At 72.6% G+C, this 26,216-nt stretch carries 21 protein-coding genes; 6 read left to right on the forward strand and 15 right to left on the reverse strand.

Translation table 11 applies throughout. From position 1 onward, the window contains the following. Positions 1 to 123: 123 nt before the first annotated feature. The 3 genes from ABT112_RS04590 to ABT112_RS04600 form a co-directional block, all read right to left on the reverse strand. A complete protein-coding gene (locus ABT112_RS04590; protein WP_351505851.1) occupies positions 124 to 1,803 on the reverse strand; it encodes a BCCT family transporter in 1,680 nt (559 codons plus the stop codon). A 172-nt stretch (positions 1,804 to 1,975) separates the two neighbouring features. Next, entirely contained in the window at positions 1,976 to 3,226 is a 1,251-nt protein-coding gene (locus ABT112_RS04595; protein ID WP_351505853.1) for a M14 family metallopeptidase, read from the reverse strand. 50 nt (positions 3,227 to 3,276) lie between these two features. Next, positions 3,277 to 5,367, reverse strand: coding sequence for a Xaa-Pro dipeptidyl-peptidase (locus ABT112_RS04600; RefSeq protein ID WP_502975245.1), 2,091 nt, complete (start codon positions 5,365 to 5,367; stop codon positions 3,277 to 3,279). 257 nt (positions 5,368 to 5,624) lie between these two features. On the opposite strand from ABT112_RS04600, the gene ABT112_RS04605 reads away from it, so the two are divergent. Continuing rightward, on the forward strand, positions 5,625 to 7,148 hold the full coding sequence (locus ABT112_RS04605) for a M1 family metallopeptidase (RefSeq protein WP_351505504.1): 1,524 nt from the start codon (positions 5,625 to 5,627) through the stop codon (positions 7,146 to 7,148). A gap of 251 nt (positions 7,149 to 7,399) precedes the next feature. On the opposite strand, the gene ABT112_RS04610 is transcribed toward ABT112_RS04605, so the two are convergent. Beyond that, positions 7,400 to 8,368, reverse strand: a complete 969-nt coding sequence (locus ABT112_RS04610) for an NsdA family TPR-like regulatory protein (protein WP_351505506.1) — start codon at positions 8,366 to 8,368, stop codon at positions 7,400 to 7,402. A 465-nt stretch (positions 8,369 to 8,833) separates the two neighbouring features. Here ABT112_RS04610 and ABT112_RS04615 point away from each other — a divergent pair, with 465 nt between their 5' ends. Then, positions 8,834 to 8,992: a hypothetical protein gene (locus ABT112_RS04615; protein ID WP_351505508.1), complete on the forward strand. Its 159-nt coding sequence runs from the start codon at positions 8,834 to 8,836 to the stop codon at positions 8,990 to 8,992. A 389-nt stretch (positions 8,993 to 9,381) separates the two neighbouring features. On the opposite strand, the gene ABT112_RS04620 is transcribed toward ABT112_RS04615, so the two are convergent. Together ABT112_RS04620 and ABT112_RS04625 are read right to left on the reverse strand one after the other, a co-directional pair. Next, a complete protein-coding gene (locus ABT112_RS04620) occupies positions 9,382 to 10,188 on the reverse strand; it encodes an oxygenase MpaB family protein (protein WP_351505855.1) in 807 nt (268 codons plus the stop codon). A gap of 364 nt (positions 10,189 to 10,552) precedes the next feature. Next, the gene (locus ABT112_RS04625; protein ID WP_351505509.1) at positions 10,553 to 11,029 is read right to left on the reverse strand and encodes a F0F1 ATP synthase subunit B family protein; all 477 of its coding nucleotides are present in this window, start codon (positions 11,027 to 11,029) and stop codon (positions 10,553 to 10,555) included. A 327-nt stretch (positions 11,030 to 11,356) separates the two neighbouring features. Between ABT112_RS04625 and ABT112_RS04630 the strand changes: the two genes are divergently transcribed. From ABT112_RS04630 to ABT112_RS04640, 3 genes are all read left to right on the forward strand, one after another. Continuing rightward, on the forward strand, positions 11,357 to 12,121 hold the full coding sequence (locus ABT112_RS04630) for a helix-turn-helix transcriptional regulator (RefSeq protein WP_351505511.1): 765 nt from the start codon (positions 11,357 to 11,359) through the stop codon (positions 12,119 to 12,121). Beyond that, positions 12,118 to 13,251, forward strand: a complete 1,134-nt coding sequence (locus ABT112_RS04635) for an aminotransferase class I/II-fold pyridoxal phosphate-dependent enzyme (RefSeq protein ID WP_351505513.1) — start codon at positions 12,118 to 12,120, stop codon at positions 13,249 to 13,251. The genes ABT112_RS04630 and ABT112_RS04635 overlap by 4 nt, the downstream gene beginning before the upstream one ends. 137 nt (positions 13,252 to 13,388) lie before the next feature. Then, complete coding sequence (locus tag ABT112_RS04640) at positions 13,389 to 14,153, forward strand: MerR family transcriptional regulator (RefSeq protein ID WP_351505515.1); 765 nt, start codon at positions 13,389 to 13,391, stop codon at positions 14,151 to 14,153. A gap of 142 nt (positions 14,154 to 14,295) precedes the next feature. On the opposite strand, the gene ABT112_RS04645 is transcribed toward ABT112_RS04640, so the two are convergent. The 7 genes from ABT112_RS04645 to ABT112_RS04675 form a co-directional block, all read right to left on the reverse strand. Next, complete coding sequence (locus ABT112_RS04645; RefSeq protein ID WP_351505517.1) at positions 14,296 to 15,015, reverse strand: RDD family protein; 720 nt, start codon at positions 15,013 to 15,015, stop codon at positions 14,296 to 14,298. Positions 15,016 to 15,248: 233 nt separating this feature from the next. Then, positions 15,249 to 17,420 carry a 3-hydroxyacyl-CoA dehydrogenase NAD-binding domain-containing protein gene (locus ABT112_RS04650; RefSeq protein ID WP_351505519.1) on the reverse strand — a complete coding sequence of 724 codons (2,172 nt, stop codon included), beginning with the start codon at positions 17,418 to 17,420 and terminating at the stop codon, positions 15,249 to 15,251. A 34-nt stretch (positions 17,421 to 17,454) separates the two neighbouring features. Beyond that, the gene (locus tag ABT112_RS04655) at positions 17,455 to 18,669 is read right to left on the reverse strand and encodes an acetyl-CoA C-acetyltransferase (RefSeq protein ID WP_351505521.1); all 1,215 of its coding nucleotides are present in this window, start codon (positions 18,667 to 18,669) and stop codon (positions 17,455 to 17,457) included. A gap of 67 nt (positions 18,670 to 18,736) precedes the next feature. Further along, a complete protein-coding gene (locus ABT112_RS04660) occupies positions 18,737 to 19,879 on the reverse strand; it encodes an acyl-CoA dehydrogenase family protein (protein ID WP_351505523.1) in 1,143 nt (380 codons plus the stop codon). Further along, positions 19,876 to 21,039: a CaiB/BaiF CoA transferase family protein gene (locus tag ABT112_RS04665; RefSeq protein WP_502975242.1), complete on the reverse strand. Its 1,164-nt coding sequence runs from the start codon at positions 21,037 to 21,039 to the stop codon at positions 19,876 to 19,878. The genes ABT112_RS04660 and ABT112_RS04665 overlap by 4 nt, the downstream gene beginning before the upstream one ends. A 163-nt stretch (positions 21,040 to 21,202) precedes the next feature. Continuing rightward, entirely contained in the window at positions 21,203 to 21,610 is a 408-nt protein-coding gene (locus ABT112_RS04670) for an MmcQ/YjbR family DNA-binding protein (RefSeq protein WP_351505525.1), read from the reverse strand. 278 nt (positions 21,611 to 21,888) lie between these two features. Continuing rightward, positions 21,889 to 22,824, reverse strand: a complete 936-nt coding sequence (locus ABT112_RS04675; protein WP_351505527.1) for a dihydrodipicolinate synthase family protein — start codon at positions 22,822 to 22,824, stop codon at positions 21,889 to 21,891. Between the two features lie 497 nt (positions 22,825 to 23,321). On the opposite strand from ABT112_RS04675, the gene ABT112_RS04680 reads away from it, so the two are divergent. After that, entirely contained in the window at positions 23,322 to 24,530 is a 1,209-nt protein-coding gene (locus ABT112_RS04680) for a saccharopine dehydrogenase family protein (protein ID WP_351505529.1), read from the forward strand. A 117-nt stretch (positions 24,531 to 24,647) separates the two neighbouring features. Here the strand turns inward: ABT112_RS04680 and ABT112_RS04685 are convergent, their stop codons facing one another. After that, positions 24,648 to 25,841, reverse strand: coding sequence for a WD40/YVTN/BNR-like repeat-containing protein (locus ABT112_RS04685; protein WP_351505531.1), 1,194 nt, complete (start codon positions 25,839 to 25,841; stop codon positions 24,648 to 24,650). Positions 25,842 to 25,896: 55 nt separating this feature from the next. Next, positions 25,897 to 26,196: a YciI family protein gene (locus ABT112_RS04690; RefSeq protein WP_351505533.1), complete on the reverse strand. Its 300-nt coding sequence runs from the start codon at positions 26,194 to 26,196 to the stop codon at positions 25,897 to 25,899. Between the last annotated feature and the right edge of the window lie 20 nt (positions 26,197 to 26,216).

Raw genomic sequence — 26,216 nt, forward strand, 5'->3', positions numbered from 1 at the left:
CCCGGGAGGACCGGGCTCCTGCCGCCGGGGGCCGTCCGTGGAGCCGTTCGTGACGCCGGCCGCGGCGCCGTACGAGCGGGCGGCGGGGCGACGGACCGTGGTGGTCCGCCGGCCCCGGACGCGTCAGCCGTTCTTCACGGGCTCCTTCTCGGCCGGCCCGTCGTCCGTCGGCGCGGGGCCGATGCGGATCTCGAAGTCGCCGCCGAACTTCTCGTGTCCGGCGATCACCGCGGTCTCCACGGCTTCCTCGCCGATCTCGCCACGGACGATCAGCGGGTCCGTGCGCAGGTCGCGCAGCAGGGCCCAACAGAGTCCGATCATCACCAGGGTGAAGGGCGCGGCCACGAGAATCGTGAGGTTCTGCAGGCCCGTGAGGGCGTCGCCCTCACCACCGCCGATCAACAGCATGATCGCGGCGACGGCGCCGGTGAGCACACCCCAGAAGATGACGACCGGCTTGGTCGGCTCGAAGGAGCCCCGCTGGGAGAGCGTGCCCATGACGATGGAGGCGGCGTCGGCACCCGAGACGAAGAAGATCGCCACGAGGACCATCACCAGCAGGGACATCACGCTGGCCAGCGGGTACTGCTGGAGCACGCCGAACAGCTGGCCCTCGGGCGTCGACTCGTCCTTGAGCTTGCCGAGCTGCTGCAGCTTCATGGCCGAGCCGCCGAAGATGGCGAACCAGACCAGGCTGACGGCACTGGGGACCAGGATCACGCCGCCGATGAACTGCCGGATCGTGCGACCGCGGCTGATGCGCGCGATGAACATGCCGACGAACGGCGTCCAGGAGATCCACCAGGCCCAGTAGAAGACGGTCCAGCTGGACAGCCAGTCCGCGACGCCCTTGCCGCTGGAGGCCTCGGTGCGGCCGACGAGCTGCGGCAGGTCACCGAGGTAGGTGCCGATCGTGGTCGGCAGCAGGTCGAGCATCAGGATGGTCGGGCCGGCCACGAACACGAAGAGCGCGAGAACCAGCGCCAGCACCATGTTGATGTTGGACAGCCACTGGATGCCCTTGGCCACACCGGACACGGCGGACAGGATGAACGCCACGGTCAGGACGGCGATGACGGCCACGAGGACCCCGGTGCCGACCGAGCCCATCCAGTGCAGCTCCTTCAGGCCACTGCCGATCTGCAGGGCACCGAGGCCCAGCGAGGCGGCGGAGCCGAAGAGCGTGGCGAAGATCGCCAGGATGTCGATGACCTGGCCGACCCAGCCGTTCGCGCGGCGCTTGCCGAGGAGCGGCTCGAAGACCGAGCTGATCAGCTGGCGGCGGCCGCGGCGGAAGGTGCTGTACGCGATCGCCAGGCCCACCACGGCGTAGATCGCCCAGGGGTGGAGCGTCCAGTGGAAGAGCGTGGTGGCCATGGCGGTGTCCATGGCCTCGGCCGCGTCGGCCGGGTTGGTGCCCGGAGGCGGGGCGGTGAAGTGCGAGAGCGGCTCACTGACGCCGTAGAACATCAGGCCGATGCCCATGCCGGCGCTGAACATCATCGCGACCCAGGAGACGGTGCGGAACTCCGGCTCCTCGCCCTCCTTGCCCAGGGTGATCTTGCCGTAGCGGCTGACCGCCAGCCACAGCGCGAACACCACGAAACCGGAGGCGGCGAGGACGAAGGCCCAGCCGGCGTTGTGCATCAGCCCGTCGAGCATGGAGCTGGACGCGCTCTCCAGGGCGTCGCTGGCGAGCGCGCCCCAGAGGACGAAGGCCAGCGTCAGGGCAGCTGTGACACCGAACACAGTCCGGTCGGTGCGGGGGCGGTGGGTCTCGTGCGGACCGGGCAAGTCCTGCACCACCACCGCATCGGCAGCACTCCCCGCGTCATTTTCTTGATCCGGCACGTGGTGACCCTTTCATGGCTTGAAACTTTCCTGCTCGCTGCCCCTAACCCGATTGCAGAAAATCATTCCATTGCTATTGGTAACGTTTTGGCCACTACGCCACCGGGCATCCTCGCGCGCCCCTTCAGCAGCTCGGTGCGGGCCTCCCCGCGGCGAGGTGATACGCGGCCCGTTCGTCGAGCAGCAGCGGCACCAGGGCCCGCAGCGGCTGGCGCAGCGGCACCATGGCCCCGTCGCCCGCCGGCCGTGAGCGCACCCCGTGCAGGGCGAGCTCGTCCCGGACCTCCGCGTACTGGGCTCCCGTGAGGCGGTAGCCGCACGGCGGGTCCCGGAGGATCTGCTCCTCACCGGCCGGTTCGTTGTCCGCGCCGCCCAGGTACACCGGCCCGCGGTCGGCGTATCCGGCGAGCCGTGCCGCCGTGGTGGCCGCCTCGATGCGGTGACGCCGGTCACCGGTGAAGTCGAGCATCCCGGCGAGGGCGGCCTGCTGGGAGTGGACCCGGCGCCGGTTGTTGCGTGCCGGGTCGGCCTGCTCCTCCTCGGTGAGCGGATCGGTGCGGGTCTCGACCAGGAGACCGACGGAGTGCTTGAGGCCGGCGGTGTTGCGGAGGATCCGCTCCTGGCCGTCGCCGGCGACCTGCTTGACCGGCTCCCCGGTCACCGGGTCCGTCCAGATGCCGTAGATGCCGGTGCTGAAGCCCGCCGCCCCGGCGGCCGGGCGGACGTAGCGCTCGGAGAGCGTGCGCGCCTCGTGGTGCACCGGCCCGGCGGTGTTGAGGTTGCGCGGCCAGAGCGAGAGCAGGTCCTTGACGTAGTACGGCGCGGTCGGGCCGTACTCGTGCAGGTCGTAGACGAGGTCGGGGCGGTGGTCGCGGATCACGGCCGCGACGGCGCGGGCCTCCGGGGTCCGCAGGGCGATGTGGTCCCGGTTGATGTCGGTGCCGTCGGCGTTGCCGCGGGTGTCCGCCGCCCGCCCGTCGGGGTTGGCCGTGGGGACGACGAGGACGGAGGTGTGCCGCAGGAAGCGCAGCGTCGCCCGGTCCCCGGTGTAGGCGAGGTCGCGCACGGTGGACAGGCAGGCGTCCCGCCCCGACGGTTCGTCGCCGTGCTGGCTGCACAGCAGGAGCACGGAGCTGCCGCGGGCGGTCTGCGCGGCGTCCGGCGGGGTGTCGGCGCCGATCCGGACGAGCTGGAGCGGACGGCCCTCCCCCGTACTGCCGATCCGGTCGACGGCCACCCGCCGGCTGTCCCGGTCCAGCCGCGCCAGCAGCTCCTGTTCCTCCGGCTGGGTGGTCCAGCGGGCACCGCCGCTGCGCTCGAAACCGGTACGGGGCGGCGCCGGGGTGGAGTCGGCCCGCGCCGGGGCGACGAGCATCGGTGCGGCGAGTACGGCGCCGAGGGCGCCGAGCAGAAGGGCGCGCGGTGTCACGAGGTCGTGCCTCCCTGGCTGTTTGCGAACGGGACGGGGCGGAGGGTGTGCGGGATGCGGATGCCGCGCGACGGAGCCTTCTCCGGAGCGGCGGAGGGCCCGCCCGCGGTGGCCTCCCGGAAGGCCCTGCCGCCGCCGACGAGCGGGAGCTTGGCGGAGGTCCGGGCGAGGTCGAGCTCCAGGCGCGGTGTGGTGTCCGGGGGTTCGATCAGCCCGGCGTCGGTACCGGCGACGATCAGGGCGAGCCGGTGGCCGGCCGGTACGACGTGGTCGCTCGCGTGGAGGTCCAGGGTGATCGTGTACTTCCGCCCCGGTGTCAGCGGGCGGCCGGTGTGCTCCGAGGCGTGGTTGCCGAGGTCGGCCCAGCCGCGGCTGACGACGGTGTGGCCGACGTCCGCGGTCTTCGCCCGGGTCTCCTTGAAGCAGGCGCTGTCGCCGTCGGAGCTGCTGCCCCAGCAGGTGCGCTCGGGCAGGGTGCTGATGCCCTCGCCGCTCCCGGCGTAGTCGCGGACGGTGTCCGGGCCCATGTCCACCAGCACGGCGGAGAGATGGGCGCTGCGGGTCGACGGGGTCGCGGTGACGGTGACCTTGCCGGAGCCGGAGAGCCGCAGGTCCCGGCGGAGCGGTCCGGTGCTGAAGCCGGCCTTGGCGGGGGTCGAGGTGCCGAGCTGTTCCGCCCAGTCGGTCTCGCTCAGCTTCGGGTCGTCGGTGAAGGTCTCGGTGCTGCCGGGGCGGGCGGGGCGCAGTCCGAGGGTGCCGACGCCGGGGGCGCTGCCGGTGCGGGGCCGGAGTGTGGCGTTCCGGGTGCCGGGGGCGGGCCAGACGCGGTCGGTGGACCAGCGGTCGGGGGCGCGTTCGACGTCGGCCATCGGCTCGCGCTCGATGCCGTTGTCGATGCCCAGCAGGTAGTGGTCGAACCAGCGGTGCAGGGTCTTCACCCAGGTGGCGCGGCGGAAGTCGAACGGGTCGACGTGGCCGGTCTGGGAGAGCCAGATCTTCCGCTCGACACCGTTGCGGGCGAGGGCCTGCCACCACGCCCCGAGGTGCCGGCTGCGGACGTTGAGGTCCTGCATGCCGTGGACGGCGAAGACGCTGGCGCGCACCCGGTCCGCGTCCGGACGGTAGTCGCGCTCGCTCCACAGCCCGGTCCAGTCGCCGGTGCGCGGGGCCCCGTCGACGAGGCGTTTCTGGACAGCGGCGCAGCGGGCCTTGGCGTCGGGGCTCTCCACGTAGTCGGACAGCCAGTCGGGGCCGCCGTCGTAGAGCGGGGCGCCCTTGGCGAAGTAGTAGTCGTACCAGGAGCTGATGGCGCCGATCGGCACGATGGTCTTCAGGCCCCGGACGCCGGTGGCGGCGACGCCGTTGGCGACGGTGCCGTCGTAGCTCTTGCCGATCATGCCGACGGGTCCGCTGGACCAGCGGGCGGTGACGGCCCGGCCGCCGGTCCGGGAGCTGTAGCCGCGGGCCCGGCCGTTCAGCCAGTCGACGACGGCGCGGGCGGAGAGCACGTCGGAGCGGCCGCCGACATCGACGCAGCCGTCGGAGCGGTTGGTTCCGGCGAGGTCGACGAGCACGCTCGCATAGCCGCGGGGCACGAAGTAGTTGTCGTAGAAGAGCGGGAACTGCACCGGGCGGCCGGCGGCGTCGTAGGTCTTCTTCTGGCTCTCGTTGCCGCGCCCGCAGCAGGAGTAGTACGGGCTGGCGTCCATGATGACCGGGATGCGGCGGCCCTGCCGGGCCGGTTCCCGGGGGCGGACGATGTCGACGGCGACCCGGTCGGTCCGGCCGTCCGCGTCGCCGTCGAGCCCGGTGTCCACCCAGACGGACTCGCGGATGGCGCGGTCGTAGGAGTACACGGGCCGGCTCTGCTTCGCGCCGGCCTCGGCTCGGGAGGGGGCGGCCGCGGCCCGGGATGGAGTGGCTTGGCCCTCGGACGGGGTGGCGTCGGACTTGGAAGGGGTGGTGGCCTCAGCCCGGGTCGGGGTGGACTGGCCCCCGGACTGGGTGGCCTCGGCCCTGGAAGGGGTGGTGGCCCCGTCTCGGGCCGGGGTGGCCTCGGCTCCGGCCGGCTGGACGAACACGGCCATCAGGGCGGCACAGACCGCCGCAACGAACGTTCTCCTCGGGATGCGGGTGACCCGCGCACGTATCGCCACGGGCGGACGGTACTCCGGTCAACTCCCGCGCAGAAGAGGGCGAGTCGATACCGGGGGGACCGGGTGGACACGCGCGACGATGTCCCCCGTATGGCGATCATGTGACAGGAATGACCATGGACACGTCCGGTACTCATGGTGCCGAATAGTCTCGAACCGCTCCCCCGCCCCTACGAGTTGGAGGACTCGTGCACCGCAGACTCCTCGCCCCGAGCGCTCTCGCCTCCTGCCTGCTGCTGGCGATCCCGGCGTCGGCCGCCACCGCCGCCCCCGAGCCGGGCCGGCCCGGGGCCCCGGGCATCGGCGACCGCTACTACCCGGACTACGGCAATGGCGGCTACGACGTCTCGCACTACGACCTGCGTCTGAAGTACCGGCCGTCCACCGACCGGCTGGACGGCACCGCGACGCTGGTGGCCACCACCAAGCAGGCGCTGTCGCGCTTCAACCTCGACTTCGCGCTCGATGTGAGCGAGGTGCGGGTGAACGGCAAGAAGGCCTCCTTCGCCCGCTCCGGGAAGCACGAGCTGGAGATCACCCCGGCCGCCGCGCTGGAGAAGGGGCAGCGGATCAGCGTCGTCGTGCGCTACTCCGGCACGCCGTCCAAGGTGAAGGTCAACGGCTACACCGCCTGGCACCGCACACCCGACGGCGCCGTGGCGGCGAACGAGCCCGAGGCCGCCTGGTGGTGGTTCCCGAGCAACGACCACCCGCTCGACAAGGCGACGTTCGACGTCTCCGTCACGGTGCCGAAGGGCACCCAGGCAGTCAGCAACGGTGTCCGCACCTCGGAGAGCACCCGGTCGGGCTGGACCCGGAGCACCTGGCGCTCCGACAAGCCGCAGGCCACCTATCTGACCACGCTCGGCGTCGGCAAGTTCGACATCACCACCGACAAGACCGCCGACGGCCTGCCGGTGCTCAACGCGTACAGCAAGGACCTCGGCGAGAACGCGGGCGCGGCCCGGGCGAGCGTCGAGCGGTCGGCCGAGGTCGTCGAGTGGGCGTCGACGGTCTTCGGCCCGTACCCGTTCAACGCACTGGGCGGCTATGTGCCCAACACCAAGACCGGCTACGCGCTGGAGACCCAGACCCGGCCGTTCTACAGCCCCCGGCAGTTCTCCCGGGGCGCGAACCCCTCCCTGATCGTCCATGAGCTGGCCCACCAGTGGTGGGGCGACCACGTCTCGGTCCGCGGCTGGCAGGACATCTGGCTCAACGAGGGCTTCGCCAGCTATGCCGAGTGGCTCTGGTCCGAGAAGGAGGGCGAGGGCACCGCACAGGAGCTGGCCGACTACATCTACGCCGAGCACCCGGCCGACGACCCGTTCTGGACGGTCGCACCGGGCGACCCGGGCCCGGACAATCAGTTCGACGACGCCGTCTACGACCGCGGCGCCCTCGCGCTCCAGGCGCTGCGCACCGAGGTCGGCGACAAGACGTTCTTCAAGATCCTGAAGGGCTGGCAGAAGGACCGGGCGTACGGCAACGCCAAGGTCGGCGACTTCATCCGGTACGCGGAGAAGGTGTCGCGCAAGCCGCTCGCGGACCTCTTCCAGACCTGGCTCTACGACGAGTCCAGGCCGGCCGCCCCCGCGGCGGCCCGCGCCGGACTCAGCACGAAGCGCCACCCGGCGGAGCCGAAGTCCTGGAAGCAGATCAGCGCCACCCACTCGGTCCACGACCACGCGCGGCCGGGCGGTCGTCACTGAGCGGGGGCCGTCACTGAGGTGGGGTCGTCCCCTGAGGTGGGGTCGCCCCTGAGGTGGGACGGCCGGTGGCCCGGGGCAGTGGTCTGAAGATCCCGGACCTGGGGTCACCGGCCCGAGGGCCGATGACCTGGGAAGGTCACCGACCTCAGGTCCAGGCCCCAGGCACCCTGCGCAGGCCATCAGGGCCCGCCGCGCCGTGCGGCGCGGCGGGCCCGGCGCGCATAGGAGACAGCACGGGCCACCTCACCGTCTCAGACCGCTTCCACCGCTCTGCGCAACGCTTCCTTGTGCTCCCACGACCAAGGAGCATCCCGCAGGTCCTCCGGCAGTTCGGCGAGCCCTGATTGCAAATGGTCGGCCGCCTCGCTGAAGCGTCCGAGCGCGAGGGTACAGAGCCCCATGTTCAGGCGGTTGAACGCGGGAGTGAGCCAGTAGGCGGTATCCGGCGGAGGCAGGGCAGCCGCTCTGCCGGTCAGCCCCTCCGCCTCTTCGACCATCCGCAGGGCCGAGTCGCGTTCCCCCAGAGCCGCCATACCGGCTGCCGCCTGCAGAAAGTCCCCGATGCGCTGAGCAGGATGCGCGCCCGGAGTGCGTGCTGCCGCAGCGAACCAGCGGGCGATACCTTGGGGCCGGTTCTGCTGACGTGCGATGTAGCCCTTGAAATTCAGGGCTTGCGCCGCAAGAGTTCCGTCGCCGATCTCATCGGCAAGCTCTAAAGCGTCGTTGAGGAGCCGCACAGCCTTGTCGTCCTGACGGACTTGGGCGAACATCCATCCCGAGAACTGAATCCATTCCGACGCGACTGCCGCCAGCCGGTCCCGATGGGGCCCACGAGCACCCCGGAGTATCCGGGTGACTTCCTTCATCTGCACCATGGCGGCCGGGATCACCAATGCCGGCTGTGCCGTGTCGTCCAATCGCCGGTAGGCAGTCAGGACGGACGAAAGCGCGTCCACGGCGCCGGAGTCCAGTCGGGAGGGGTTGGCGGCACTGCGGGCTACCTTCGACTCTTCGTCATCGCCAAGAACGGTTGCCGCCAAGGCACCGCCTGCCCCGACAAGCTCGTCCAGCGAGGCAGCAAGCTTTGCCGACGGATTCTGCTTCCCGTTGAGCACTCGGGACACATAGGCGACGTCATAATTCATGGCACGTGCGGCAGCCTTCATGGAATAACCGCTGTCCCGCAATGCCCTACTGGCAAGATCAACAAAGTCACGCATCGTGAACCTCTGTGGGTTGACGGGTGGTGCAGTCAGCGTAGTCAACCCTGGTCAACTCCCGCGTGAGTCCTGCGCATCGAAGTATGGCAGGCACAAGGCCTTGTGACGCGGCGAGCGTCCGGGGCGTGACCACCCACAGCAGAAGGCTGACGACGTGTTCCGAGTTGCTGACGACGTGTTCCGAGCTACAGCCAGGCTTCTACGGCAGGTCCTCCGATTCCTGCTTCCCGCTGAGGGGCGACACCCAGCCATCCCCGGATCCCCCACCGCTCCCACCGTCGAGGAGAGCCGGGTGCCCGCGCCGAGGGGCGGGGACGATGGACTCGTCCGTGCCCCTCCGGTTGCCTCCGAGCGACGCGGAACGGCACAGCGGCCAGGGCGCTTCCCAGGACTCGCCATCGCGACTACCGGCATGCCACTGCCAGAGGTGCCGCAATGCCCGTGAAGCGCAGCGAGGAACACAAGATGGTGCCGAGTCTGACTCAGTTGGAGCCCACGCCCGTGGACGGATGCGCCGGATGTCTGGAACTGGCCAGAATCCGGGACCGTGCACGCATCGGCGGCGACACCACCAGCGTGCACTACTGCAACGAATTCCTGCGAAAGCACCCCGAGGGGCACTAGGTGTCAGCGGCCCCGAAAGGGCCGCGTACGGCCCGCAGACGGGAACGCGGCTCCCCGAATCCCGGAATCCGTGGGAGCCGACCCGGGAGGCGCACTATTGCGGCACCTGTGCGGGACACCGTGAGGTCTGGTGCGATGGATGCTGCGGATTTGCCGGGTGCGCAGTGTGCAGCGGGACTGGCAAACGACCGTGCCCCACCTGCGTCGGCGGAGACGCGGAGCGGATTCGATGGTGAATCTCCGTGGTCCACGCTCGCCCGTTTCCGACGGGCCGGCCCACGATCGGCCCAGCCCATGTGCCACCTCCCCCACGGCGCGTGGGTGGGACTTCCGCCCCACAGCGGTCTCGCTGTCTTGAGGACCGCTGGAGAGCCGCCTGCTCTGAGCTGTCAGACCCCGCCGCGCCGCACGGCGCGGCGGGCCCGGCGCGCGTAGGGGAGGTAGCGCAGCCGCTCGGGCAGCAGCGGCACCACGACGCTCACCACTCGCCCGAAACGCCGCAGCCGGCGCTCCTGCCGGTCGGTCCACTCCAGTCCGAGCACCTCGCGGGCGTCCGGCGGCATCAGCCCGATGGTGAGGAACCGGCGCAGCCGCAGGAACGGCGGCAGCAACAGCGGCCAGAGGGCGCGCAGCAGCAGACGGGCCGCCCTCGGGCCCCGGTCGGGCGCGGGCACGGACGCGTCGGTGTCCAGCAGCTCCCGGACCACGACGGTGGCCTCCAACTGCTCGTCCAGGACCCTGCGGTAGTACGGCCAGAACTCCTCGACCGTCTGCGGCATGTCACGGTCGGCGATGCCCAGAATCCGCCCGACCTGGAGCCATTCTGCGTACAGCCGGTGCTCCTCCGCCTCGGTGTACGGGCGGCGGGCCAGCACGCTCTGCGCGTACCGGTAGACGGGGAAGCCGGTGGCGTGCACCCAGCCGTAGTTGGCGGGGGTGAGGGCGTGGTACTTGCGCCCGTGGGCGTCGGTTCCCTGGATGGTCCGGTGCAGGGCTCGCAGCCTGCGGCCCTCCTCGGCCGCTTCGGGACCGCCGTAGACCCAGAGCTGCACGGACGCCAGCGACCGCTCGCCGCGGCCCCAGGGGTCGGTGCGGAAGACGGAGTGCTCGTCCACACCCGCGCCGATGGCCGGGTGCGCGACCTGCATGGTGAGCGCGGCGGGCAGCGCCATCACCGAACGGATCTCCCCCGCCATCTCCCACAGCAGGCCGCCCACGGGCGGCGGCTCGGGATCGGCGTCGCGGGCGGGGGAGGCGGAGGCGCGATGTGCGGTGGTCACGTGTCCATGATGGCTCCCGGGGGTGCGGGACGCCTCCGCGGGGCCGGGTCCGGGGAATGCCACAGCGTCCGGGCACCAGGGGCGCCCGGACAAGGGTGCGGCCGGATGGCGGACGGAACGCTGCCGGGGCGAACCGCGGGCATATCGGCGTCCGTGTACGGAGGTTCGTGGAACGACTCGGGCCGAGCCCGGCTCGAAGCACCGGTTCCGGGGCGCACCGGATCCGGTCGCCCGCACGGAACCCGCCCGGCAGGTACGCGGGGCGTTCGTGCGGCCCGCCCTACCCCCTGCGGCTGCCGCCCACGCCGGCCGGTTCGCCGAGGATCCGGTCCGCGAGCTCGGTGGCCAGCTCGGTGACCGTGCCGGTCAGCGCCGCTTCGGCCGCCTCGACCTCCGCGGCGATCCGGGCGCGGCCCGCGGCGATCAGTTCGTCGCGTTCCCGTATGCCCTCGGCGCGGGCCGCGGCGATGAGCTCGGCGCCTTCCTCCCTCGCCTCCTGGCGGATCCGCGCGGCGTCGTGCCGGGCCTCGGCCAGGGCCTGCAGGTAGCGTTCGCGCACTCGCTCGGCCTCTGCCTCCAGGTCTTCGGAACACCGCAGGACGCCCTCGGTGGCCTGCTCGCGTTCGTACAGCACCTTCCCGATGCGCGGCAGCACCCGGGACAGGACGCCGTAGGCGACGCCGAAACACACCAGGCCGACGACGACGTCGAGCAGTTCGGGGTTGAGCGGTCCGACATCCATGGGGATCAGCTTCATACTCCAGCCCTACCCGACCGGATCTCGGCGTCGAACACCTGAACGCGACAACTTTTCGGCCAGTAACGGCAGTTGCGGAATGCAGCGGGATGCACGCAGCGGCCGGACGTCCGAGCGTCCGGGCCCACGGAAACCCACCGCCCTCTCCCCGCGCCGGTCGACGGCCACCCCCTCCCGGAGTGCCACACCGATCCGCCGGCACCGCCCCCTCGGGATGCCTCCCCAAGGCCACACCCCCGCAGCCACCCCACCCCACCCCATCCCCACCCGGCCAGGCACCCGATCCCCACATGGACAGAAAATCCAGATTGGACATACGATCCAGCCATGACGACGGAGAGCAGCCCGCCGGATCCCGCGTACGACGACGCGGCCCCGGCCCCCGGCACCCCGGTCGGCCACGGCGACCCCACCGGCACCGGCCACGCCGGCACCGGCCCCACCGGCCCCACCAGCCACGCCGACCACCCGGACCCCCGGGTCCGCATGTGGGCTCCCGTATGCCAGGCCGTGGCCCTGCTCCTCGGCCCGTACGCGGAAGTGGTCCTGCACGACGCCGGGACCGACCGGGTGCTCGCCCTGTGGAACCCGATGGGCCCACGCAAGCCCGGCGACCCGTCACTGCTCGGCGAGCTCGACGCGCTCGACCCGTCCGCCCAAGACGTCTACGGGCCGTACGAGAAGCTGCTGGCCGACGGGCGGCGGCTGTCGTCCGTCAGCGCGGTTCTGCGCACCGCCGACGGCGAGCCGTCCGCCGTGCTCTGCGTCAATCTGGACCGGACGCCGCTGGACCGGGCGGCGGCCGTACTCGCCGGCTTCGCCGCGCCCACCGCGCCCCGGCCGGAGCCGCTCTTCGAACAGGACTGGACCGAGCGCGTGCAGCAGATCATCGGCACGTTCGTGCGCGAGCGCGGGCGGCCGGTGGAGCGCCTCGGGCGCGAGGACCGGCTCACCGTGCTCGCCGAACTCGACGGGGCCGGCGTCTTCGCCGTGCGCCGGGCGGTCCCGGTCGTCGCCCGGGAGCTGAAGGCGTCCCGGTCCACCGTCTATGCCCTGCTCGCCGACCTCAAGGCCCGGAAGGACATCCCATGACCCGGCTGCCGGACTTCCGTCTGGAAACCTACTTCTCCCGCTGGGAGTTCACCGCCCGGCACCATCTGACCGCCTCCGACGTGCAGACGATGACCATGGCCGAGCTGCTGTCGCTGGCGGGCGAGGAGGACCGGTGCGCCTGGGAGACCCTGTCCCTGGGCTACACCGAGACCTTCGGCGACCCGGAGCTGCGCCGGGTGATCGCCGAGACGTACACCCACGCCGGCGCCGACGACGTGATCTGCTTCGCCGGTGCCGAGGAGGCCCTCTACCTGGCGATGCAGGTGCTGCTGGAACCCGGCGACCACGCCGTGGTGATCACGCCCAACTACCAGGCCGCGGAGACGGTCCCGCTGTCGCTGTGCGAGGTCACCGGAGTCGCCCTGGACCCGCAGGAGGACTGGGCGCTGGACCTGGACCGGGTGGCGGCGGCCCTCCGCCCCACCACCCGAGTCGTCTCGGTCAACTTCCCCAACAACCCGACGGGAAAGGTGATCGCTGCCGAGGACTTCGCGCGCCTGGCCGAGCTCTGCGACGAGCGCGGGATCCATCTCTTCAGCGACGAGGTCTACCGCGGCCTGGAGCGCGATACCGCCCGCACCCTTCCGCAGGCGGCCGACCTGTCGGAGCGGGCGCTGTCGCTGAACGTCACCTCGAAGTCGCTGGGCCTGCCCGGCCTGCGGGTCGGCTGGATCGCCTGCCGCGACCGGGAACTCCGCTCCCGGCTGGAACGCGCCAAGCACTACACCACCATCTGCAACTCCGCACCGAGCGAGCTCCTCGCCCGGATCGCCCTGCGGGCCCGCGACCGCATCCTGGACCGCAACCGGGCCCTGATCGCCGGCAACCTCCCGGCCTTCGACGCCTTCTTCGCCGAGTTCGACGGCCTGTTCCAGTGGCAGGCCCCCGACGGCGGCTGTGTGGCGTTCCCCCGCTATCTCGGCTCGGACGGCGTCGAGGCGTTCTGCACCGAGCTCGTCGAGCAGGCCGGTGTCCTGCTGCTGCCGGCGAGCATCTACCAGTCGGAGCTCACCGCCACGCCCACCGACCGTTTCCGCATCGGCATCGGGCGGCGCGACCCGCAGCCGGCCCTGGACACCTTCGCGGAGTGGCTGCGCGCCCGGCGATGAGGCAGGCCGGCCGGGGGTCGGGCGAGTGCCGACCGTGGCCCGGGGCCGGAGCCGTCTCCCGCCGACCGGTTTCACATCGGTGGTGAGACAGCAATACTGTTGCACTCGTTCGGTGCAGCAGAAGAAGGGTATGTCCGATGACCCAGCAGACCACTCCGGACGTCGGCTCGGGGGAGCCCTCTCTCACCGTCGACGAACTGGCGGCCCGCGCGGGCGTCACCGTCCGCACCGTCCGCTTCTACAGCACCCGCGGTCTGCTGCCGCCGCCCGCCATCGGCCCGCGCCGGGTGGGCCGGTACGGGCCCGAGCACCTCTCCCGGCTCGCCCTGATCGAGGAACTCCAGCACCAGGGCATGACGCTGGCCGCCATCGAACGCTATCTGGAGCAACTGCCGCCGGACCTCAGCCCGCACGACCTGGCCATCCACCGGGCACTCGTCGCCTCCTGGGTGCCGGACAGTGCGGAGCGGACGACCCGGGAGCAGCTGGAACGGCGGGCGGGGCGCGCCCTGACGGAGGAGGACCTCGACCGGCTCACGGCGATGAGCATCCTCGTCCGGACCGAGGAAACGGACGTGTTCCAGGCCGACCCGGGCCTGCTCCACCTCGGCGTACAGCTGCTGGACGTGCCGATATCGCCGGAGGCGATCCTGACCGCCCGGGCGGTGATGGTGGAGCACACCCGCTCCGCGGCACGGGAGTTGAGCCATCTCTTCCGGCAGGAGGTGTGGGGCCCGGCCCAGGACGGGGCGCCGGATCCGGAGCGGGTTGCCCGGACGAAGTCCCTGTCGGCCCACATGCAGCCGCTCGTCGTCCAGGCGCTGGTCACGGCCTTCCAGCGGTCGATGAAGGAGGAACTCCGGGGCTGGCTGGGCGCGGAGGGGGCGGAGCGCAAGCACTGAGCACGCGGGTGCCCGGACTCCGGAGCGCCGGGACAGGCCTCCACCCGCTCCGTCCGGCCGTCGCAACCCCGCTCGGCGGGGATCCGCCGGAACCCTCCGTGCCTTCCGCCGGGGTGCCGGGCGGAAGGCACGGGAAACGCCGTCAGGAGGGGTTCTTCACGACCACCGTGGTCACGACCTTGTCGTGCAGGCACTGGCGGAACGGTTCGTCCCAGCAGCACCACAGGACGTTCAGCAGGGGCAGCAGCGGGACGAAGCCCATGGCGAAGGTGATCCCAAAGCGGCCCATGGAGCGGCCGAAGGATATGTTCTGGCCGTCCTCCAGGCGTGCCACCCGGATTCCGCAGATGCGCTTGCCCAGCGTCGCGCCGTACTTCCAGGTCATCACGGGCTCGTAGAAGAGCAGCGCCACCCAGCAGCAGATGCCGAGGACGGCGATGGTGATCATGTAGGCGTCGTTGTCGCGCCCGGGCAGCTGGAGCAGGACGACGATGCCGAGGACCACGGCGAACGCCACGATCAGGATGAGGCCGTCGAGCAAACGCGCGCCGAGCCGGGCTCCCTGGTTGGCCAGGGCTTCCTGGGGCGGGCCGCCCATCGGCGCTCCGGGGGGCGCGTAGTACCCGGCGTACGGCGGCTGCGGCGGCGGGGCGCCGTACGGGCCCTGCTGAGCACCGCCGTAGGGGCCCTGCTGCGGCCCACCGTACGGACCCTGCTGCGGACCTCCGTAGGGGCCGGGGGCTCCGTACGGTGCCCCGGGCGGCTGCTGCGGGTAGCCGTACGGCGGCTGCGGATGACCGTGGGGCTGCTGCGGTGGCTGCGGAGGGCCGTAACCGCCGTGCGGCGGCGGGTGTTCACTCATGCAAGGATCCAAGCGGACCCTTCCCTACCGTCGCAAACTCGTTCGGGTGCCGGGCGGGGATCGATCAGGAACGGTTACATTGGGCCGCTCACGGACACAGTCCGGCCACAGAACCCCGCGGCCGGACCGCCTCTCCCGTGCCCGGCGAACGCCGTTGCACGAGTACACCACCGCACCGCCACCCCACCGCCGCACCCACGAGCGCGGCACGAACGGCGGGGTGGCGACCCGGGTCAGGCGTCCTGGAACCGCTCGCCCCGCTCCGCCTTCTCCACCAGCAGCGCCGGGGGCGCGAACCGGTCGCCGTACGCGGCCCGGAGCTCCCGGGCGCGGGTCACGAAGCCGGGCAGACCGCCCTCGTAGCCGTTGATGTACTGGAGGACGCCACCGGTCCAGCCGGGGAAGCCGATGCCGAGGATGGAGCCGATGTTGGCGTCGGCCACCGAGGTCAGCACGCCCTCCTCCAGGCAGCGGACGGTGTCGATCGCCTCGACGAACAGCATCCGCTCCTTCAGGTCCTCGAAGGGCACGGAGACCTCGGACCGGGTGAAGTGCTCGCGCAGCCCCGGCCACAGCCCGGCGCGCCGGCCGTCGGTGTAGTCGTAGAAGCCGGCGCCGCCGCTGCGGCCCGGGCGGTCGAACTCGTCGACCAGGCGGTCGATGACGGCGTCGGCCGGGTGCGGCTCCCACACCCCGCCGGCCTCCTCCACCGCGCGCCGCGACTCGTTGCGGATCCGGCGCGGGAGGGTGAGGGTGAGCTCGTCCATCAGCGACAGCACCTTGGCCGGGTAGCCGGCCTGGGCCGCGGCCTGTTCGACGGAGGCCGGGTCGACGCCCTCCCCCACCATCGCCACGCCCTCGTTGATGAAGTGGCCGATCACGCGGGAGGTGAAGAAGCCGCGCGAGTCGTTGACCACGATCGGGGTCTTCCGGATCTGCCGCACCAGGTCGAAGGCGCGGGCCAGGGCCTCGTCGCCGGTCCGCTCGCCCTTGATGATCTCCACCAGCGGCATCTTGTCGACGGGCGAGAAGAAGTGCAGGCCGATGAAGTCCTCGGCGCGCTGGACGTTCTCGGAGAGCAGGGTGATCGGCAGGGTGGAGGTGTTGGAGCAGAGCAGCGCGTCCGGCTCGATGATCTCCTCGATCTCCTGGAAGGCCTTGCGCTTCACCGCCGGGTCCTCGAACACCGCCTCGATCACGGCGTCGCAGCCCGCGAGGTCCTGCGGATTCGCGGTGGGGGTGATCCGGGCCAGCAGTTCGTCCCGCTTCGCCTCGGTGGTGCGGCCCCGCTCCAGGGCCTTGGCGAGCAGCCCGGCGGAGTACGCCTTGCCCTTCTCGGCCGCCTCCGCCGAGACGTCCTTGAGGACGACCTCGATGCCGGCCTTGGCGCAGGAGTAGGCGATGCCCGCGCCCATCATGCCCGCGCCGAGCACCGCGACCTTGCGGACGGGCCGCGGCTCGATCCCCGAGGGCCGGTTGGCGCCGGAGTTGACGGCCTGCATGTCGAAGAAGAACGCCTGGATCATGTTCTTGGAGATCCGGCCGGTCACCAGCTCGGTGAAGTAGCGGGACTCGATGGTCTGGGCGGTCTCGAAGTCGACCTGGGCGCCCTCGACGGCGGCGGCGAGGATGTTGCGCGGCGCCGGGTAGGGCGCGCCGGCCAGTTGCTTCTGCAGATTGGCCGGGAAGGCGGGGAGGTTGGCGGCGAACTTGGGGTGCGCCGGGGTGCCGCCGGGGATCTTGTACCCCTTGACGTCCCAGGGCTGCCGCGAATCGGGGTGGGCGTCGATGAAGGCGCGGGCCCGGGCGAGCAGTTCCTCCCGGGAGTCCACGACCTCATGGACGAGCCCGGCGTCCAGGGCGCGGCGCGGCGGGTACTGGGTGCCCTGGAGCAGCACCTTCAGCAGGGCGTCGGTGATGCCGAGCAGCCGTACCGTGCGGACGACACCGCCGCCGCCCGGGAGCAGGCCGAGGGTGACCTCGGGCAGACCGATCTTGGAGCCGGGGGCGTCGAGGGCGACCCGGTGGTGACAGGCGAGGGCGATCTCGTAACCGCCGCCGAGCGCCGCCCCGTTGACGGCGGCGACCACGGGCTTGCCGAGGGTCTCCAGCCGGCGCAGGTCGCGCTTGATGCCCATGCCCATGTCGAACGCGGTCTGCGCGTGCTCGGGGCCGATCCGGCTCATGTCCTTGAGGTCGCCGCCCGCGAAGAAGGTCTTCTTGGCGGAGGTGACGATGACGCCGCGGATGGAGTCCTGCTCGGCCTCCAGGCGGTCGGCGACCGCGGTGAGGGAGGTCTTGAAGGCGGCGTTCATGGTGTTCGCCGACTGATCGGGATCGTCGAGGACGAGGGTGACGACGCCGGTCTCGTCCTGTTCCCAGCGGATGGTGGTGGACTCGCTCATGTGGTGTGCTCCGTAAGGGGATGGGACGGGACGGTCAGAGGCGCTCGACGACGGTGGCGCTGCCCATGCCGCCGCCCACGCAGAGGGTGACCAGGCCGTACCGCTGGTCGCGCCGCTCCAGTTCGTCGATGACGGTGCCGAGGATCATCGCCCCGGTCGCGCCGAGCGGGTGGCCCAGCGCGATGGCGCCGCCGTTGACGTTGACCTTGTCCAGGCTCAGGCCCATCTCCCGGACGAAGCGCAGCACGACGGCCGCGAAGGCTTCGTTGATCTCGACGAGGTCGATGTCGTCGATGGTCAGCCCGGCCTTGGCGAGTGCCTTGCGGGCGGCGGGCGCCGGGCCGGTGAGCATGATGGTCGGGTCGGATCCGGAGACGGCGGCGGAGACGATCCGGGCGCGCGGGGTCAGCCCGTAGCGCTCGCCCACCTCACGGTTGCCGATCGCGACCAGGGCGGCGCCGTCGACGATGCCCGAGGAGTTGCCGGCGTGGTGGACGTGGTCGATGTTCTCGAGCCAGTGGTACTTCTGCAGCGCCACGGCGTCGAAGCCGCCCGCCTCGCCGATGGTGGCGAAGGAGGGCTTCAGCCCGGCCAGGCTCTCGGCGGTGGTCCCGGGGCGCAGGTGCTCGTCCCTGTCCAGGACGGTCAGGCCGTTGCGGTCGCGGACGGGGACCACGGAACGGTCGAAGCGGCCGTCCTTCCACGCCTCGGCGGCCCGCTCCTGCGACGTGGCGGCGTAGCTGTCCACGTCGTGCCGGGTGAGGCCCTCGACGGTGGCGATGAGGTCGGCACCGATGCCCTGGGGCACGAAGCCGGTCTCGAAGTTGGTCATCGGGTCCATGGCCCAGGCTCCGCCGTCGGAGCCCATGGAGACGCGGGACATCGACTCGACGCCGCCGGCGAGGATCAGGTCCTCCCAGCCGGAGCGCACCTTGGCGGCGGCCAGGTTGACGGCTTCCAGCCCGGAAGCGCAGAACCGGTTCTCCTGGACGCCGGCCACCGTGTCCGGCAGCCCGGCCGCGATGGCGGCGATCTTGGCGATGTCGCACCCCTGGTCGCCCAGCGGGCTGACGACGCCGAGGACGATGTCGTCGATGGCGGCGGGGTCCAGGCCGGGGAACCGGCCGCGCAGCTCGTGGATCAGCCCGACGACGAGGTCGATGGGCTTGGTGCCGTGCAGGGAACCGTTCGCCTTGCCGCGCCCCCGGGGGGTGCGGATGGCGTCGTACACATACGCTTCGGTGCTCACGTCAGGCCTTTCACAAGAGGGGGCGCGGACCGGTCCTGGGGTCCGGTCCACGGGAGGAGTGCTGGGGTCAGTCGAGCAGGGAACGGCCGATGATCTCCTTCATGATCTCGGTGGTGCCGCCGTAGATCGTCTGGATACGGCCGTCCGTGAAGGCCCTGGCGACCCGGTACTCGGTCATGTAGCCGTACCCGCCGTGCAGCTGGAGGCACCGGTCCGCGACCCGTTTCTGCAGCTCGGTTGCCCACCACTTGGCCATGGAGGCGTGCGCGGCGTCGAGCTCGCCGCGGGTGTGGTCCTCGACGCAGCGGTCGAGAAAGGCCCGGGTCACCGCGCACTCGGTGGCCATCTCGGCCACCTCGAAGCGGATGTGCTGGAGCTTGGAGAGCGGCCGGCCGAACGCCTCGCGCTCCTTCACGTACTCCGTGGTGATCTCCACCAGGTGCTCGGCGCCGGCGATCGCGGCGACGGCGATGGCCAGCCGCTCCTGGGCGAGGTTGGTCATCAGGTGGAGGAACGCCCCGTTCAGCTCACCGAGCAGGTTCTCCTTGGGCACCTTGACGTCGTGGAAGAAGAGCTCGGCGGTGTCCTGGGACTTCTGGCCGATCTTGTCGAGGTTGCGGCCGCGTTCGAAGCCCTCCGTCCCGCGCTCGACGACCAGCAGGCTCAGGCCCCGCGCGCCGCCCTCGGGGGTGGTCCGGGCGACGACGATCACCAGGTCGGCGAGGATGCCGTTGGAGATGAAGGTCTTGGAGCCGTTGAGCAGCCAGTGGTCGCCCTCGTCGGTGGCGGTGGTGCGGATGCCCTGGAGGTCGGAGCCGGCGCCGGGCTCGGTCATGGCTATCGCCGTGATCAGCTCGCCGCTGCAGAACCCGGGCAGCCAGCGGCGCCGCTGCTCCGGGGTGCCGAGCGAGGTCAGATACGGGCCGATGATGTCGTTGTGCAGGCCGATCGCCAGACCGGCCGCCCCCGCCCGGGTGAACTCCTCGTGGAGCACGGCGGCGTAGCGGAAGTCCGTGGTGCCCCCGCCCCCGTACTCCTCGGGCACGGCGAGCCCGAGCAGCCCCTGGCGCCCGGCGGCGCGCCACACCGCGCGGTCGACGATGCCGTCCCGCTCCCACTGCTCGTAGTGCGGCTGCACCTCCTTGGTGAGGAAGGTGCGGACGGTGTCGCGGAAGGCGTCGTGCTCGGCGGTGAAGATCTGGCGCTTCAACGGTCCTCCTGAGGGGCCTGCGCGGCCCTGCCGGTGAGGTGCGGGAGATCCCAGTCGCGGGCCACCTCGGCGGTGTCCGCGCCGGGCTGGGCGGGCGGGCGGTGGACGGCGCCGGGGGTGACGGAGAACCGCGGTGCCGGAGCGGGCTGGGTGATGCCGCCGTGGTCGACGAAGGTGCCGCGGGCGGCGAGGTGCGGGTGGTGGGGCGCCTCGCTCAGCGAGAGGACGGGGGCGACGCAGGCGTCGGAGTCCTCGAACACGGCCGTCCACTCCTCCCGGGTCCGGGTCCGGAAGCGGGCCGCGACCAGGGCGCGGAGCTCGCCCCAGCGTTCGAAGTCCTTGCGGGCGGGCGCTTCGTCCGCGATGCCCAGGAGCCGGACGAATTCGTCGTAGAAGCGCTGTTCGAGGGCGCCGACCGCCATGTGGCCGCCGTCGGAGGTCTCGTAGGTGCCGTAGAAGGGGCAGCCGCCGTCGAGGAGGTTGGCGCCGCGGCGGTCCCGCCAGCCGCCGGCCGCCACCATGCCGTGGATCATCGAGGTGAGGTGGGCGGTGCCGTCGACGATCGCGGCGTCCACGACCTGGCCGGTGCCGCCGCCGCGGACGTGCTGGAGCGCCGCCAGGACGCCGATGACGAGGTAGAGCGAGCCGCCGGCGTAGTCGCCGAGGAGGTTCGCGGGCACCACCGGCGGTTCGTCGGCGCGCCCGATCATGCCGAGGGCGCCGGTGATGGCGATGTACCCCACGTCGTGGCCGGCCCGTTCGGCGAGCGGGCCCGCCTGGCCCCAGCCGGTCATCCGCCCGTAGACCAGGCGCGGGTTGCGGGCCAGGCAGTCGTCGGGGCCGACGCCGAGGCGCTCGGCGACGCCGGGGCGGTAGCCCTCGATGAGGACGTCGGCCCGGTCCACCATGTCCAGTACGGCCGCGGGGCCGTCCGGGGACTTCAGATCGAGCAGCACCGAGCGCTTGTTGCGGTTGGTGATGTCGTACGCCGGGTCGATGCTCAGCCCCGAGCCGCCGGGGCGGTCGACGCGGACGATGTCGGCGCCGAGGTCGGCGAGGAGCATGGCGGCGAAGGGGCCCGGCCCGATGCCGGCCAGCTCCACGACGCGCACCCCGGCCAGCGGGCCGTTCCCCGATGGTCCCATCAAGCCCCCAGGCATGTGACACATTTGATGTAACATCAACGATGCTAAGAACGTGTTCCACTTCGCACAAGCCCCGGCGGCCGCGAAACGCGGTGGTCCGGATCACCCCCGCTGCCCGGCCGCGCGCCCCCGCCGCGGGCCCTGGTGCCCGAAGCGGGAACGCCGACGGGGGCAGCGCCTACGCGCGGGCGTCCAGCTCGGCGACCAGCCGCTTGGGGGCGATCACCCGGTAGCTCTCCTCCACCCAGTCGCAGAGCAGCTCGGCCGCCGGAGCGCCCCGTTCGGCCAGCGGCACCGACACCCATCCGGCGCGGCCCAGCCCGTACCCCGCGGGCTCCGCGCCCGGCGAGGTCATCGCGTGCTCGTGCACCGCGTCGTCCTTGAGCTTGACGGTGATGCCCGGCGGCCAACTGCCGTCGCCGGTGCCCAGGAAGACGAACACCTTCCGGTTCACCTTGATGACGCTCTCACCCCAGGGGAACTCCTCCCCCGCGCCGGGCAGCCCGAGAGCGAACTCCCTGACCTGCTCCCGCACCTCCAGCGCCGCTTCCACTCGGGTCTCGGCAGGGTCCTTCGCCGCGGCCATGTCGTCCTCCGGGGTCGGCCGGCCGGAGGCGTACCCGGTGGGCCGAGCGGCCGGCGGTCGTTGGTTCGCGACCGGCCCGGCAGCTCGCCGGACCGGCCGGTACGGCCCAAGCTAACCCCGGACACCGACAACGGCGCGGGCAGCAGACGGTCCGCCCGGGCCCCGCTGCCGGCCGGCCGGTGCGGCCGGTGCGGGACGTCGCCGCCGAGCGGCACGGCCACCACGGCCGTCAGCCCGGACGACAGCCCGGACATCGGCACCGCCGGCCCGCTGCCCGGTCACCGCAGGCCCGCCTCCTCGAGGAAGCGGCACACGGCCTTGGTGGCGGCGTCCCCCAGCGGGACCTGCGGCGCGGCGGTGGCCGGGCAGTCGATGACCCCGAGCAGGTGCAGCGCCGCCTTGAACGCCCCGAGCGCGGAGGAGCTGCGGCCCATGGCGGACTCCTCCCCCACGTCGGTGAGGGCGAAGAGGGCGGCGAGCCGGTCCTGTTCGGCGGCCGCCTCGGCCCAGCGGCCGGCGCGGGCATGGCCGTACAGGCGCACGTATCCGGCCGGGTCGACATTGCCCAGGCCCGGTACGACGCCGTGCGCCCCGGCGAGCAGCGCGCCGTCGACGGCCAGCTCGGAGCCGGTGAGCACGGTGAAGGTCCGGTCGAGTCCGCGGCGGCGCAGGGCGACGAGGAGGCGGCGCAGCGCTCCGTCGTCGCCGCTGCTGTCCTTCAGCCCGGCGAGGGTGCCGTCCGCGGCGAGGTCCAGCACGGTCGCGGCGGGGAGCTTGGTGTGCACGGCGACGGGGATGTCGTAGGCGAACAGCGGCAGGCCGGCGCCGGCCCGGATACGCCGGAAGTGGTCGGCGATCTCCACCGGGTGGGTGCGGGTGAAGAAGGGCGCGGTGGCCACCAGCCCGTCGGCCCCGAGCCCGGCCGCGGTCCGTGCGTGGTGCAGCACGCGGGCCGTCGTCGTGTCGATCGCTCCGGCGAGGACGGGGACCCGCCCGGCGGCGGCCTCGACGACGGTGGCGAGGGCGGTGCGCCGGTGACCGTCGCTCAGATAGGCGGCCTCGCCGCTGGAGCCGAGCGCGAACAGCCCCGTCACCCCGGCGCCGACGAGGTGCTCGACCAGCGCGCGCAGCGACCGGACGTCGATCTCGCCGTCAGGGGTCAGCGGCGTGCACAGCGGCGGGACGACGCCGGACAGCGGGGCGGGGAGGGGCATGGGGGCTCCAACGGTCCGACAACCATCACCAGGTGCTGACATTACGGACGTTGGACGTCCCATGTCCTGTGCCGACAGTGCCCGAGCCGTCACTCCTCGTCAAGCCCCGGCCGGGCGCGGCTGTCCGGCGTGGTGGGGCGGGCGCACGGCGGGGCGGCGCGCGGTGGGGCGGCGCACGGCGGGGGCGGCGCGCGGTGGGGCCCGCGCGCGGCGGGGGCGGCGCGCGGTGGGGCCCGCGCGCGGTGGCCGGCCCCCATTCCTGCCGGGCCCCTCCCTCTCAGCAGCGCCGTCACCAACCCCCACCCCTGTTGACCGCACCTTCCCAGGTCCCTACCGTGGCGTAGCTCGCCGCGGCGACGGGATCACGGCCCCGGCAGGACGCCCGGCCGCCCCGCCCCGCGTGCGGACGGCAAGGGACGACCGCCACGTTCCGCCCGCCGTGCTCCCCCGTTCGCGGTGGTGGGTGCGGCGAGCGGCGCACGACGTTGGAGTGACGAGTGACGGACACCGGAACACCGGATCAGCGGGCCCATGACATCGTGCTCTTCGGCGCGACCGGCTTCACCGGCGGGCTGACCGCCGAGTACCTGGCGCGGCACGCCCCCGCCGGCTGCCGCTGGGCCCTCGCCGGCCGGAGCACCGCCAAGCTGGAACGGCTCCGCGACCGGCTGGCCGCCGTCAACCCCGCCTGCGCCGGTCTGCCGCTGCTGCGCGCCGACGCGGGTGACCCGGCCGCCCTTCGAGCGGTCGCGGGCTCGGCCCGGGTGGTGGCCACCACGGTCGGCCCGTACAGCACCCACGGCGAGCCGCTGGTCGCGGCCTGCGCCGAGTCCGGAACCGACTATGTCGACCTGGCCGGGGAGCCGGAGTTCGTCGACCGGATGTATCTGCGGCACGACGCGCGGGCCCGGGAGACCGGGGCCCGGCTGGTGCACGCCTGCGGCTTCGACTCCGTGCCGCACGACCTGGGCGTGTACTTCACCGTCGGGCAGCTGCCCGAGGGCGTACCGCTGCGGATCGACGGCTTCGTCCGCTCCAACGCGACCTTCTCCGGGGGAACCTTCGCCTCCGCGCTCACCGCACTCTCCCGGCCGCGGGAGACCGCGCGGGCGGCCCGGGACCGGCGGCACTCCGAGCCCCGCCCGGCGGCCGGCCGCCGGGTGCGGGCGGCCCTGGCCCCGCCGCGGCGCAGCCGGAGCATGCGCGCCTGGGCGCTGCCGCTGCCGACGATCGATCCGCAGATCGTGGCCCGTTCGGCGGCGGCGCTGGAGCGGTACGGACCGGACTTCCGCTACCGGCACCACGCCGCGGTGGCCCAGCTGCCCGTCGCGGTGGCGGGTGTGGCGGCGGTCGGCGCGGTGGGGGCACTGGCGCAACTCCCGGCGGCACGGCAGTGGCTGTCGGAGCGCCGGAAGCCGGGCGAGGGGCCGGGCCCGGCCCGGCGGGCGGACAGCTGGTTCGCGGTCCGCTTCGTCGGGGAGGGCGGCGGGCGCTCGGTGGTCACGGAGGTCTCCGGCGGCGACCCGGGCTACGACGAGACGGCGAAGATGCTCGCGGAGTCGGCACTGTGCCTGGCCTTCGACGACCTCCCCGACCTGGGCTCCCGGGGCCGGGGCCAGGTGACGACCGCGATGGTGATGGGCGAGGCGCTGACCGGCCGGCTGGTGGCGGCGGGGCTGACGTTCCGGATCGTCCGGACGGGATGAGCCGGGGGGGGATGAGGCGGACGGGTTGACGCGCGCGGGGCGCGCAACCGCCCCGCGCCTCTTCCAGGGGCGGTACGCGCGCCCCTGGAAGAGGCGGTACGCCCCCGCCGACGACCGTCACCGGGCCAGGCGCGCGATCCGTCCCTTCTCGCCCGCTGCCCAGCAGCCGCGGTGCGCCGCCCGGGCCCGGTCCGCGGCGTGCCGCACCTCCGGGACGCGCCGCGCCGTGGCGCCGTCCCGCCCCCGGTACGCGGCGGAGCGGCCCGGGGCGCAGTCGACCGTGTCGAAGGAGCCCGGGTCGAAGGTCCGCCAGGTGCGGCCGGAGTCCGTCGTCAGGTCGCTGCCGGTGGGGCCCACCGCGATGGCGGCGGTGCGCACACCCGGGAGCCAGGTCACGCCGGAGCGGTAGGCCGTCGGGGGACGGCGGGACGGGTTCCAGCCGCGGCCGGAGTCCCGGCTGGTGGCGGCGGCTTGCGGGGACGGCTGACCGGGCCGGTAGTCGCCGCCGACGGCGATGCCGTGCCGGCCGCGGAAGGCCACCGCGAAGACGCCGCGGGCCGGATCGCCCGCCGGGACGGTCGACTCGGCCGGCTCGAAGGTGCGGCCGCGGTCCGCGGAGTGCAGGATGCGGGCGGTCGGCCCGCCCCCGGTGGCCAGCCACACATCCCGGGAACCGGAGACGGTCAGGCACTGGCCGCTCGCCGCGAACGCGGCGTCGCCCGGCTGCGCTTCGGGCATGCCCGCGGAGGGGAGCACCGACCAGGACCGTCCGCCGTCGGCAGTGGAGAGCAGCCGGTACCGGCCGTCGACCGGGTCGCTGAGCGCCAGTCCGTGCCGCCGGTCGAAGAACGCCATGCAGTCGTAGAAGGCCCGGGCGTCGGTGTTCCGGAAGGTCTCGGTCCAGCTCGCCCCGCCGTCGTCCGTGCGGAGGATGCGGGAGGCCTCGCCTTCGCCGATGGCCAGGACCACGGCGCGCCGGGCGTCGAAGGCCTCGATGTCCCGGAACTCCAGTGCGGCGGCGCCCGGTGGTGAAACGTTGCGCCACTGCCGTCCGCCGTTGGTGGTGCGCAGGACGGTGCCCTGGGATCCCGCCGCCCAGGCGGTGCGCGGGCCGACGGCGGCGAGGCCGCGGAACCGGGCGGTGCTGCCGGTGTCGGTGAGCTGCCAGCCGGTCCCGGTCGCCGCGGAGGCCGCGGTGGTTCCGGTGGCGCCGGTGGTTCCAGTGACGCCGGCCTGGGCCGGGGAGGCCGCGAGCAGCAGCCCGCAGATCCCGGCGGCGACGATGTGCCTCACCTTGCTGGGTAACGTCATGGCGCCGGAAGTTAGCCCACCCGGGGTGCCCCGTCCACCCCGCGACCGGGACGGCTCAGCCGACCGGCTGGGTGTGCAACTCCTCGTATCCCGGCGCCACCTGGGTGACGACGACCTCGGTGACCCGGTAGGCGCAGACCTCCTCCTGGACGAACGGGTCGCTGGCCACCACGGCCTCGATCCGGTCCCGGTCCTCGCCCACCGCGATGATGAGCCCTCCGTCGCGCGGGTTCTTCCGCCCGGAGACGACGAACACGCCCGCCTCGTACTGCTCGTTCAGCCACTCCCGGTGGGCGGGAAGCAGGGCATCGATTTCATCGAGGGGTGCTGTGTAGGTCAGCTCGAGTACGAACATGATCCCGAGCCTACGCTCCG

Source organism: Streptomyces sp. NPDC002055 (genome assembly GCF_040296705.1).
Taxonomy (GTDB): Bacteria; Actinomycetota; Actinomycetes; order Streptomycetales; family Streptomycetaceae; genus Streptomyces.